The 11,654-nt window shown below is 63.0% G+C and carries 9 protein-coding genes; all 9 read left to right on the top strand.

Annotation, left to right across the window (positions count from 1 at the left end; all coding sequences use genetic code 11):
- Positions 1 to 187 precede the first annotated feature (187 nt).
- The gene (locus PQQ96_RS35245; RefSeq protein WP_408301086.1) at positions 188 to 1,240 is read left to right on the top strand and encodes a LacI family DNA-binding transcriptional regulator; all 1,053 of its coding nucleotides are present in this window, start codon (positions 188 to 190) and stop codon (positions 1,238 to 1,240) included.
- Between the two features lie 113 nt (positions 1,241 to 1,353).
- On the top strand, positions 1,354 to 2,361 hold the full coding sequence (locus PQQ96_RS35240) for an ABC transporter substrate-binding protein (protein WP_408301060.1): 1,008 nt from the start codon (positions 1,354 to 1,356) through the stop codon (positions 2,359 to 2,361).
- Positions 2,362 to 2,766: 405 nt separating this feature from the next.
- On the top strand, positions 2,767 to 4,332 hold the full coding sequence (locus PQQ96_RS35235; protein WP_408301085.1) for a sugar ABC transporter ATP-binding protein: 1,566 nt from the start codon (positions 2,767 to 2,769) through the stop codon (positions 4,330 to 4,332).
- 55 nt (positions 4,333 to 4,387) lie between these two features.
- On the top strand, positions 4,388 to 5,365 hold the full coding sequence (locus PQQ96_RS35230) for an ABC transporter permease (protein WP_408301083.1): 978 nt from the start codon (positions 4,388 to 4,390) through the stop codon (positions 5,363 to 5,365).
- A 42-nt stretch (positions 5,366 to 5,407) separates the two neighbouring features.
- A complete protein-coding gene (locus PQQ96_RS35225; protein ID WP_408301058.1) occupies positions 5,408 to 6,367 on the top strand; it encodes an ABC transporter permease in 960 nt (319 codons plus the stop codon).
- Positions 6,368 to 7,120: 753 nt separating this feature from the next.
- Positions 7,121 to 7,891 carry a ferredoxin--NADP reductase gene (locus PQQ96_RS35220; protein ID WP_153134273.1) on the top strand — a complete coding sequence of 257 codons (771 nt, stop codon included), beginning with the start codon at positions 7,121 to 7,123 and terminating at the stop codon, positions 7,889 to 7,891.
- A gap of 444 nt (positions 7,892 to 8,335) precedes the next feature.
- Entirely contained in the window at positions 8,336 to 9,172 is an 837-nt protein-coding gene (locus PQQ96_RS35215; RefSeq protein WP_408301056.1) for a sensor histidine kinase, read from the top strand.
- A gap of 10 nt (positions 9,173 to 9,182) precedes the next feature.
- A complete protein-coding gene (gene rqpR / locus PQQ96_RS35210; protein ID WP_408301055.1) occupies positions 9,183 to 9,839 on the top strand; it encodes a response regulator transcription factor RqpR in 657 nt (218 codons plus the stop codon).
- A 287-nt stretch (positions 9,840 to 10,126) separates the two neighbouring features.
- Entirely contained in the window at positions 10,127 to 11,527 is a 1,401-nt protein-coding gene (bcaP, locus tag PQQ96_RS35205) for a branched-chain amino acid transporter BcaP (RefSeq protein WP_408301053.1), read from the top strand.
- The last annotated feature ends 127 nt before the right edge of the window (positions 11,528 to 11,654 follow it).

Genomic DNA, 11,654 nt, shown 5'->3' with positions numbered 1-11,654 from the left:
TAAACTGATCATGAACCGACCGTGAACACGTCACCCAAACTCCCAAAAATGACGGGTTAGCGCGCGTTGCCGCACGCATATTATTAGTGGTACCGTCAGCACCACAAATGCCACCGGCATGCCCCTGCTTTCGCGCCGCTGCAACGCGGCCCGCACAATGAAAAAATCGACTCAACGCCGTCCGACTATGACCGACATCGCCAAGCTCACCGGCGTGTCGCAATCCACTGTCTCGCTCGTCCTGAACAACGCGACCGGCGCAAAATTCTCCGAGACCACCCGCAACAAGGTGCTGAAGGCCGCGCACGACCTCGGCTACCGGCTTTCGCTGCGCGAACCGGTGTCGGTTTCGGACGATGAACGCAATCTGATCGTCTATCTGGCCGACGAGATTTCCACCAGTCCGCACCCGGTCGTCAACATCGATGGCGCGCGCGACGCGGCCTACGCAAGCGGCAAGATGCTCGCCGTCTACTCAACGCACGGCAACGCCGACATCGAAAAGCAGGTGCTCGACGCCACGCTGTCGAACCCACATGTATTCGGCGTGATCTACGCGACCGTCTACACCCGCAAGGTCACCCTGCCGGCCGCGCTAGCGAAGGTGCCCACCGTGCTGCTGAACTGCTACACGAGCGAAGGCGGGCAGTCTTCGGTAGTACCGGCGGAAGTCGCAGGCGGCCATCTGGCGACCGACTTTCTGCTGCGCTTCGGCCATCGGCGGATCGGCTATATCAACGGCGAGCCGTGGCAGGACGCCTCGAAAGACCGCCTCAAGGGCTATCGCACCGCGCTCGCCACCGCCGACCTGCCGTACGCGCCGGAACTGGTGCGCGACGGCGACTGGAGCTCGGGAGTCGGCTTCGAAATGACGCTTTCCCTGATGCGCGAGCCCCATCCGCCGACTGCCATCTTCTGCGCCAACGACCTGGCCGCGCTGGGCGCGATCGAGGCCTTGAAACAACTCGGCCTGCGCGTGCCCGAGGACGTTTCCGTGCTCGGTTACGACGACCAGGAAATTGCCCGCCATACCCACCCGCCCCTGTCGACGGTAGTGCTGCCGAACTACGAACTGGGACGCTGGGCCGTCGAAACGTTGCTGCAGGAAGAACACAACCGCGCGGCCGGCGCGCCGGTGCGTCATCGTCTCGTGAAACTCGATGGACCGCTCGTCGAACGCGCTTCGGTCAGGGTAATTACCGAGGCAAAAAAACCAATAATTAATATTATTAGTGATTGACCGATAATAATTCTCGATGGAATAATCGGCACGTCCGGTCAGGGTGAAGCAGTCCGACCGACAGGAGAAACACTAAAAAGCAAATACACCTCACCAGGTACTGGAGGAAGACAATGGCGTCGCTCAACACGCAGTCGCGCAAGCAACAGATTCGTCCGCTGGCAGGTTCGCTGCTGGCTCTGGCAATCGGTTTCGGCGTCGCCACGGCGCACGCCGACGACGCGTTGCCGAAGTTACCCAACAAGACCCCGCTGAAGGTCGGCTTCGCACAGACTGAAAGCAACAATCCGTGGCGCCTCGCGGAAACCAAAAGCTTCAAGGACATCGCCGCGAAGTGCGGCTGGCAGTTGGTCATGACCGATGCCAACAGTTCGAACGCCAAACAGGTATCGGATATCCAGAACATGATCGCGCAGCACGTCGATCTGCTGGTGTTCCCGCCGCGCGAAGAAAAGCCGCTTGCGCCGGTCGTGTTGCAAGCTAAAAAGGCCGGCATTCCGGTGATCCTGGTCGACCGCGACGTCGATCAGTCGGTGGCCAAGGCGGGCCGCGACTACATCACCTTCATCGGCTCGGACTTCATCGATCAGGGTCATCGCGCCGCTGACTGGCTGGTCAAGGCGACCGGCGGCAAGGCGAAGATCATCGAACTCGAAGGCACCACCGGCGCATCCGCGGCAAACGATCGCAAGAAGGGTTTCGACGAAATCATCGCGAAGAATCCCGGCATGACGATCATCGCCTCGCAAAGCGGCGACTTCGCGCGCGACAAGGGCCGTCAGGTGATGGAGACGCTGTTGCAGGCGCATCCGGAGGTGACCGCCGTCTACGCGCATAACGACGAAATGGCGCTTGGCGCAATCGCCGCGATCAAGGCGGCCGGCAAGCAACCGGGCAAGGACATCCAGATCGTCACGATCGACGGCACCAAGGGTGGCATGGACGCAATCGCCGCCGGCGAACTCGGTGCAAGCGTGCAATCGAGCCCGTTCTTCGGCCCGCTCGCCTGCGACGTCGCCCAGCGTTACGCCAAGGGCGAAAAGATCCCGACTTGGGTGAAGGTGTCCGACCGCTTCTACGACAAGAGCAACGTGCAGCAGAGCGTGCAGTACGGCTATTGATCGACGGCCGCGGTCGTACGCGCGGCTTTGTAGCTTGAGGGTAGTGCTTTAGCGGAGTGCCCAGGCGCTCCGTGCTTCGAAGTAAGCGTCTTCGGGGGTAGTGCCCGCAGGACGTCCCCGCCCCGAATCAGTCTCCTCGGGGGGCGGGTGACGGGAAGGGTTCGGAGCGACGCGTTCGTGGCAGCACGGACCGTCGCTTCGCTTTTATGCGGCGTAACATGGTTCGGCGACACCGCCTGCAAAGCGCCCGAACGAATGGCCACAGCGGCTCGCACGTGCAATGCCTGCAATTCATGAAGCGCATGAAGCAGCACGTGAAGCAGCACACGCATCAGGAGGACACCCGTGACGGAATCCGGCACGCAAATGCCACACGCTCCCCTTACCCGTTCGCCCCTGCTGGAGATGCAGGACATCGGCATCAGCTTCGGCGGCTTACCCGCGTTGCGCAGCGCCAATCTCAGCGTGGCAGCCGGCGAAGTGCACGCGCTGATCGGCCAGAACGGCGCCGGCAAATCGACCATGATCAAGATCCTGACCGGCGCCTATCGGCGCGGCTCGGGCAGCGTGCGCTTCGAAGGCCGCGAAGTCGATTTCCGCACGCCGAAGCAGGCGCGCGAAGCCGGCATCAGCACGATCTATCAGGAGATCAACCTGGTGCCGTTCCGCTCGGTGGCGGAGAACATTTTCCTCGGCCGCGAGCCACGCCGCTTCGGCCTGATCGACTGGCGCGCGGTTCAGCAACGCGCCGCCGCCCTGCTCGACTCGTTCGGCTTGCAGATCGATGTGAAGAAACCGGTCAGCCGCTATTCGACCGCGATCCAGCAGATGGTGGCGCTGGCGCGCGCGGTGTCGTCGGATGCGAAGATGGTCATCATGGACGAGTCCACCTCGTCGCTCGATGAACGCGAAGTGGAACTGCTCTTCACCGTGGTGCGCAAACTGCGTGACGACGGCCGCGCGGTGATCTTCGTCTCGCACCGCCTCGACGAACTGTATGCGCTATGCGACCGCGTCACGGTGATGCGCGACGGCCAGACGGTCGCGCAAAGCACGATGGCGGAGATGGACAAACTGCAACTCGTCACCACGATGCTCGGCCGCACGCTTGCCGCCGTCGTGCAGGAAGACGCCACGACGCGCGAAGCGAATCTCGCGCGGCGCGGCAAGCAGGCGATCGCCGCGACGCATCTGAGCGCCCATCCGAAAGTGAGCGACGTGTCGCTCGACGTGCATGCAGGTGAAGCGGTGGGTCTCGCGGGCCTGCTCGGCTCGGGCCGCACCGAAACCATGCGCCTGATGTTCGGCGCCGATCCGCTCGAACACGGGTCACTGTCGATTGGCGGAGAGACGGTGGCGTTGAAGTCGCCGCAGGACGCCATCGCGCGTGGCCTCGCTTACCTCACCGAAGACCGCAAAGCCGAAGGCATCGTCCCCGAACTCTCGGTGCGCGACAACCTCACGCTCGTCTGCTTGCGCACGCTGGCGAAGAACGGCGTGGTCGACGTGAAGAAACAGCAGGTGATTGTCGACCGTTTCATTGCGTCGCTCGGTATCAAGCTGCGTTCGCCCGACCAGCCGATTCGCGAACTTTCCGGCGGCAATCAGCAGAAGGTTCTGCTCGCGCGTTGGCTCGCGGCCGAACCGTCGCTGCTGCTGCTCGACGAACCGACGCGCGGCATCGATGTCGGCGCCAAAGCCGACGTGGCGAGGATCGTGCGCGAACTGCGCGATGCGGGCCTCGCTGTGCTGCTGTCCGCATCCGAACTCGAGGAACTGACGGCAGTGGCCGATCGCGCGGTGGTGATCCGCGACGGCCGGACTGTCGCCGAACTGAACGGCGCGTCCATGAGTGAGACCGCGATCATGGACGCCATCGCCTACGGCAGTGAAGGTCAGTCGCAACTGGCCGAAGCCGCCCAGACCGCACATATCGAAGACGCGTTGGAGGGCGACCGTCATGGCGCTTAAGTTGCACACTGAGTCGTTGCACACCGAGCCACTGCAACCCCAAACCGCGGCGCAGATGCCGGACGCAACCGCACCGCGCGTCACGGGCGCATCGACGATGAAAAAATGGCGGCACCTGGCCATGCAACGCGAAGTGATCGTGTTGCTCGCGATGGTGCTCTTCAACCTGATCTTCACCCCGCACTTCTGGTCGCTCCAAACCTTCAACGTCAACATGACGCAGGTGGTGACGATCGTGATCGTCGGCATCGGCATGACGCTGGTGGTGGCGACGGGCGGCATCGATCTGTCGGTGGGCGCGTCGATGGCGATCTCGGGCGCGCTCGCACCGATGTTGTTCCTGAACATTCCAGGGCCGGGCGGCATTGCGCTCGCGTTCGTGCTGCCGGTGCTAGCGGCCGCCGCATGCGGCGTCTTCAACGGCTTGCTCGTGACGCGGCTATCCGTCCAGCCGATTGTCGCGACGCTGGTGCTGTTCATCGCCGGGCGCGGCATCGCCCAGGTCGTCACTGACGGCAGCCTGCAGGCGTTCAACACGCCCGCGTTCCAGTGGATCGCATTGGGCAAGGTTGCCGGCGTGCCGTTCCAGGTGCTGCTGATGCTTGCGCTGGTCGCCGTGTTCGCGTGGGTCGTGCGCAAGACCTTGTTCGGCCAGTATCTGCTGATCACCGGTGGCAACGAAAAGGCCGCCTATCTGTGCGGTGTGCCGACGGCCACCGTGAAGCTGATCGCTTACACGCTATGCGCCGCGCTCGCGGGGCTGGCGGGGCTGATCTCGATCTCGGTGAATTCGTCGTCGGATGCGAATGTGGTCGGGCTCGGCGTCGAACTCGATGCGATCGCCGCGGTGGCGGTCGGCGGCACGGCGCTGACGGGCGGCAAGGCGTATATCGGCGGCACACTGATCGGCGCGCTGATCATCCAGTTGCTGCGCTATACGCTGCTCGCGCATGGCATTCCCGACGCGGCGGCGCTGGTGATGAAGGCCGGCATCATCGTCGCCGCGGTTTATGTGCAGCGCCGCTCACGGTAACCCTAACGCTTCAGATTCAGAGACATTCCCGGATTCGATGCGATGAAAAAGAACCTTCCTATCCTGCTTGCTCTCGTCGCGCTGGTCGCGCTCGGCCTCGTGCGCTACGACCATTTCGGCTCGGCCTACAACATCACCTCGTTCTGGCGCTACAACTCGATGTTCGCGCTGATCTCGATCGGCATGGCCTTCGTGATCATCACGGGCGGGATCGACCTGTCGGTCGGCACGGTGGCCGCTTTGGCGAGCGTCGTCGCCGCGTTGACGAGCGCGTGCGGCGGCTGGGTCGCCGTCCTCGCCGGCTGCGCGGCGGGCATGGCCGTCGGCGTGCTCAACGGCCTGATCATCACGCGGCTGAAAATCCTGCCCTTCATCGTGACGCTCGCGACCAGCCTCGGTGCGCACGGCGTCGCGCTGCTGCTCGGCAAGAACGATGCGGTGTCGATTGCCGCCGACTCGAACTTCGGCAACTTCGGTCAAGGCGATCTGTTCGGACTGCCGATTCCAGGCATCGTCGCGGTGGTCGCCGCGGTCGCCGGCTGGCTCGCGCTGCGCAGCACGCGCTTCGGACGGCATTCGCTGGCCATTGGCGGCAGCGAGGAAGCCGCGCGGCTGATGGGCCTGAACGTCGACCGCACGCTGGTGATGGCTTATGCGGTTAGCGGCCTGCTCGCCGGCATGGCCGGGGTGATCCTGGCCGCGCAGTTCGGTGCGGGTCAACCGAACGAAGGCGTCGGCTGGGAGCTGTTCGCGATCTCGGCGGTGGTGCTCGGCGGCACCTTGCTGACCGGCGGCGAAGGCTCGATTGCGATGACGATTGCCGGCGTGCTGCTGCTCGGCCTCGTATTCAACCTGCTGAACTTCGAAAACGGTCTGGGGTTCATCAGCCTCTCGGCGTACTGGCAATCGGTGATTCGCGGGGTGTTTCTGCTGCTGGTGATCGTGTTGCAGGCGAGAGTGTTGAAGCAGCGCGGCAAGAAGCGCGTTGCTGCTGCAGCGTAATCCGCAATGAGGCGTCGGCCGGCGGGCCGCCTGCAGCATGGCATACCGGAGATCCGTGCAATCGACGCTTCCAGTTGACTGCGCCAGTGTTATCAAAACACAACGTGCGACGAGCCTCGGACAGCACGGAATTGCGGCGGACCGTGCAATAGCAATCTCACCCGGGCGCGACCCGGAGTGATCACGATGTGACGCGTCACTTCCCTACACAGGCTTGGATTCAGGCGGTTTAAGCACCGATCAGCCCCTGTCTGTGTACCATCACTGCATGCCTAACCGGCGCTAATAACGGCTGCTGTACATGCCGCCCCTCCACTGCGCCTCTCTCACCTGTCGCGCCGATTTGCCCTGCTTTTGCCAGTTTTATCAGCAGGGTCAATGCTGCGGCGCACGGCGGGTTTCGGTATGATCTTGAAAATGTTGCCCGTGCGGCGCGCCTATCCGGCGCATGCCGGACAGCCGATGGCAACCGCCCTGCGCGGTTTTCGCCCATCGCCGTACCCTTGCGAAGCGCGGCTGCAGCCACGCCAACGTACTTGCGGCGCCGATCGTCACAACGCCGGCGCCGACGCTTCCAGGCCCGGTAACCCGCTTCACCACGCTCAACCGCCGCGCCGCAGCCCTCAGGCAGCGGGCGCGGTAAAATAGCGGATTGCGCGTGATTCCCGTCCTCGGGTTAGCGCAGCATCGCCCTTGCCGTGCCGGCCGGCTCAAACGACTGGCCGCCTTTGTTTTCGCACTATCCAAGAAGCCATGAGCAACCTGAATTCACAAACCGTCCTGAGCGTCCATCACTGGACCGATACGCTTTTCAGCTTCACCTGCACGCGCGATCCGTCGTTCCGTTTCGAAAACGGCCAGTTCACGATGGTGGGCCTCGAAGTCGAAGGCAAGCCGCTGATCCGCGCCTACAGCCTTGCGAGTGCGAACTACGAAGAGCACCTCGAATTCCTGAGCATCAAGGTGCAGGACGGCCCGCTCACGTCGCGCCTGCAGCACTTGAAGGTCGGCGACGAAGTCCTGATCGGCAAAAAGCCGGTCGGCACGCTGATGGCCGACAATCTGCTGCCCGGCAAGACGCTGTGGCTGCTGTCCACCGGCACGGGTCTCGCACCGTTCATGTCGATCATCAAAGATCCGGACATTTACGACCGCTACGAGCGCGTGGTCCTGACGCACACCTGCCGTTTCGTCGACGAACTGGCATACAAGGAATACATCACGGATCACCTGCCGGCGCACGAGCATCTCGGCGAGCTGGTGCAGGAAAAGCTGCTGTACTACCCGACGGTGACGCGTGAAGCGTTCCAGAATCGCGGCCGCATCACCGAACTGATCGAAACCGAAAAGCTGTTCGCCGACCTCGGCGTGCCGGGTTTCTCGCTCGAAGACGACCGCGTGATGCTGTGCGGCAGCCCGCACATGCTGCGCGACACGCGCAAGCTGCTCGACGACCTGGGCTTCCAGGAAGGCAGCAACAACGCGCCGGGTCACTACGTGGTCGAAAAGGCGTTCGTGGGTTAAGCGAACGCCGAGATTGCGCGGCCAACGCCGCGTACTCAGCAAAACTGAGCGGCAAAAAGGAGCCTTCGGGCTCCTTTTTTTTGCTCGGTTACAAATCGGCGCCATCGTCCTGACATTTTGTGTCAGCATTCTTCCTACAAAACCGACATTGCCCAACATCAACCATTGCGTGAAATGTGCGCGCTAACCCTTGGTGTGCCTGCATTTTTTCTTTTTTTAAGATATGATCGCGGCGCACGATCGGTCGGTTTACATGCCCGCCATGGCACGACCGGCATGTTACAGAATGTAAATTTCGTTACGTCGTACCGTAGCAATTTGTCTGTCGCGCACCCCGCGTAAAGAACACCCCTGGAGGCCAGAGACTCGCATGCGTTCTTTTGTCTTCGCGCCGCCGATGCGCACCCGCTTCGTTGTCCACACTGTTTCCTGAGAGGAAAAGTTATGGATACGTCGACTGTCGTCCCGTTTAGCCCCCACATTTCGCCTTCGCTTGCCCACGCCGTGCCGCAATCCGCCGCTGAGCGTGAGCTTGCGCAGTTGCGCGCCCGCGTGCGTGAACTGTCGGCCGAACTCGTTCAGGCGCGGGAAGCGGCCTGCCGCCATGTGGCGCGCGAGCTGCACGACGGCGTGGGCGCCGAGCTGACCGCGACGCGCTTCGCCCTTGCCGGCGTCGAAACCTGGCTGCCGGCCGACGCGCCGCCCCAGTGCGCCGCCGCGCTCGCCGTCGCGAACCGTTCGCTCGACGCCGCGTGCGCTGCCAGCCACCAGGCCGTCGCGGAATTGCATGCGCCGTCGCTCGAGGCCGGTATCGTCGGCGCGCTGGCGCATTGGACCGGCGACTTCGCGACGCGCACGCAACTACGCACGAGTTTCGTCTGCACGGCCGACGTGCGGCTCACCCGCCTGCCCGCCGACGCGGCGCTGGCCGTTTTCCGGGTTGCCCAGGAAGCGCTGAACAATATTGCCAAGCACGCGCGCGCCGAATCCGCCGACGTGCGGATCGAAACCGGCCGCCGTCACCTGACCCTGATCGTCAGCGACGACGGCATCGGCATGACGCGCAATGCCCGCAACGGTCGCGGCCATTTCGGCCTGAGCGGCATGCAGGCGCGCTGCGCCGCCTTCGACGGCACGCTGCACATCAGCGCCCGCCGAGTGGCCTCACACCGCGGCGAGAGCGACAAAGCGCCGCGCGGCACGCTGGTGCGTGCCCGCTTTGCGTGGGATGCGATGCTGGCGAGCGCACGGGGCGCTGAGCGTCGCGCGCTGCAATCGTGAGCACGCCATCATGAGCCTGCGCATCCTGCTCGCCGACGACCACGCGGTGGTTCGCCAGGGCGTCCGCCAGTTGCTGCTCGACCGCGGCGTGGCGCGCGAAGTCACCGAGGCCCAAAGCGGCGGCGAAGCGCTCGAGGCCGTCGTCCAGCACAGCTACGACGTGGTGCTGCTCGACATTTCACTGCCCGATATGAATGGCGTCGAAGTGCTCAAGCGTCTGAAGCGCAAAGCGCCGCGCGTGGCCGTCCTGATGTTCTCGATGTACCGCGAGGACCAATACGCCGTGCGTGCGCTGAAGGCAGGCGCCGCCGGCTACCTGTCGAAAACTGTCGACGCCGCGCAGATGATCGGCGCGATCCAGCAGGTCGCGGCGGGCCGTAAATACGTCAGCCCGGCCATGGCCGAAGCGCTGGCGGACTACGTCTCGTTCGACGGCGAACAATTGCCGCACGAAAAGCTCTCGGACCGCGAATACCAGACGCTCTGCATGCTCGCGTCCGGCAAGCGGCTGACAGATATCGCCCTGGCGTTATCGCTCTCGGTGAAGACGGTCAGTGTGTACCGCACCCGGCTGCTCGAAAAAATGAAGCTGCGCAATAACGCCGAGCTCACCTTCTATGTGATGAGCAACCGTCTCGTCGATCTGAATCCGGCGATGGCCGGCTGACGCCATTTCTCTGCGATCACTGAACAGCGTGCGATCGTCGCCGAGGCGATCGCAAGAGAGCGATTCCCACCCAGATTGAGGATGCCGCGGGCGAAAGCTTTGCTACCGGCTTGAAATCCGCAGACAAACGTCACGTCCGAATCGCCTTCGCCTGGCATTTTCCGCCCGCCCAACAGACGCTAAAAGACATCGTCCCAAAATGGTGCAGAGGCGCGGTTCCGTTAAAATCGAGGGTTTCCCCGACATTCGGCGCGCAAGATGCGTGCACAACTGGAGACCCACCGCCAATGTCCCTGTTTCGCAAAAAGAGCGTCGAGCACATGATCGCCGCGAGCGCCCAGAACGCCGGGCTGAAGAAAGCGCTCGGCGCGCTCGATCTGACTTTCCTCGGCGTCGGCGCCATTATCGGCACCGGCATTTTCGTGCTGACCGGCACGGGCGCGGTTCAGGCCGGCCCGGCGCTGATGGTGTCGTTCCTGATCGCCGCGATTGCCTGTGGATTCGCCGCGCTCGCCTATGCCGAGTTTGCGTCGACGATTCCGGTCGCGGGATCCATCTATACGTATTCGTACGCGACGCTTGGCGAACTGGCCGCGTGGATCATCGGCTGGGACTTGATGCTCGAGTATGGGTTGGCCACGTCAGCGGTATCGGTTGGCTGGTCGGGCTATCTGCAATCGCTGCTGTCGGGCTTCGGCGTGAGCTTGCCGGTCGTGCTGACGGCGGCACCCGGCGCCTTGCCGGGGCACGAGACATGGTTCAACCTGCCCGCTTTCCTTGTGATGATGGCGATCACGGCACTGTTGTCGCTTGGCGTGCGTGAATCCGCACGGATCAACAACATCATGGTGGCGATCAAGGTGATCGTGGTGCTGCTGGTGATCGGCGTGGGCGTTTTCCACGTGACGCCGGCGAACTGGCATCCGTTCATGCCGAACGGCTGGAACGGCGTATTCGGCGCGGCGGCGGTGATGTTCTTCGCGTTCATCGGTTTCGATTCGGTGTCTTCCGCCGCGGAAGAAGTGAAGGATCCGAAGCGCGATCTGCCGATTGGGATCATTGCGTCGCTGGGCGTGTGCGCGGTGCTGTACGTCGCGGTGGCGGCGGTGGTCACCGGCATTGTGCCGTCGGCGCAGTTCGCGAATATTTCGCATCCGGTGTCGTACGCATTGCAGGTCGCGGGGCAGAAGTGGGTTGCGGGATTTATCGACCTGGGCGCCGTGCTGGGCATGCTGACGGTGATTCTGGTGATGGCTTATGGCCAGACGCGCGTCATTTTTGCGATGTCGCGGGATGGGTTGTTGCCGGCGAAGCTTTCGAAGGTGCATCCGAAGTTTGCTACGCCGTTCTTTACGACGTGGCTTGTGGGGATTTTCTTCGGGCTGATTGGCGCGCTGGTGCCGTTGAATGTGCTGGCTGAGCTGATCAATATCGGCACGTTGGCCGCGTTTTCGATGGTGTCGATTGCGGTTCTCGTTTTGCGTAAGACGCATCCTGAGTTGCCGCGGGCGTTCCGGTGCCCGGGCGTGCCGGTGGTGCCGGTGTTGGCTGTCGCCTCGTGTCTGTTTTTGATGGTTAATCTTCAGGCTGTGACCTGGGTGGCGTTTGTGGTTTGGTTGCTGATTGGGATGGTTATTTATTTTGGCTATTCGCGACGGCATTCCAAATTGGCTCAAATGAAAATTTGAGGGTTTTTGCCTGCGCGGCGCTTTTGTCTGGTTGCCTGCGGCGTTGGGCTTGGCTTGGGTTTTTGCCAGCCCGGCGCTTGTTTCTGTGTGCCTGTGGCGTTGGCCTTTCCTTGAATTGGTATTGGAT

This window comes from Paraburkholderia sediminicola (assembly GCF_046027825.1).
GTDB classification, from domain to species: domain Bacteria; phylum Pseudomonadota; class Gammaproteobacteria; order Burkholderiales; family Burkholderiaceae; genus Paraburkholderia; species Paraburkholderia sediminicola_D.
Note: the sequence above shows the minus strand (reverse complement) of the source record. Positions and strands in the feature narration are given on the sequence as shown.

Coding starts and splice junctions, on each gene's coding strand:
- PQQ96_RS35245 (WP_408301086.1), top strand. CDS start 188: ATGACCGACATCGCCAAGCTCACCGGCGTGTCGCAATCCACTGTCTCG.
- PQQ96_RS35240 (WP_408301060.1), top strand. CDS start 1,354: ATGGCGTCGCTCAACACGCAGTCGCGCAAGCAACAGATTCGTCCGCTG.
- PQQ96_RS35235 (WP_408301085.1), top strand. CDS start 2,767: ATGCAGGACATCGGCATCAGCTTCGGCGGCTTACCCGCGTTGCGCAGC.
- PQQ96_RS35230 (WP_408301083.1), top strand. CDS start 4,388: ATGCCGGACGCAACCGCACCGCGCGTCACGGGCGCATCGACGATGAAA.
- PQQ96_RS35225 (WP_408301058.1), top strand. CDS start 5,408: ATGAAAAAGAACCTTCCTATCCTGCTTGCTCTCGTCGCGCTGGTCGCG.
- PQQ96_RS35220 (WP_153134273.1), top strand. CDS start 7,121: ATGAGCAACCTGAATTCACAAACCGTCCTGAGCGTCCATCACTGGACC.
- PQQ96_RS35215 (WP_408301056.1), top strand. CDS start 8,336: ATGGATACGTCGACTGTCGTCCCGTTTAGCCCCCACATTTCGCCTTCG.
- rqpR (WP_408301055.1), top strand. CDS start 9,183: ATGAGCCTGCGCATCCTGCTCGCCGACGACCACGCGGTGGTTCGCCAG.
- bcaP (WP_408301053.1), top strand. CDS start 10,127: ATGTCCCTGTTTCGCAAAAAGAGCGTCGAGCACATGATCGCCGCGAGC.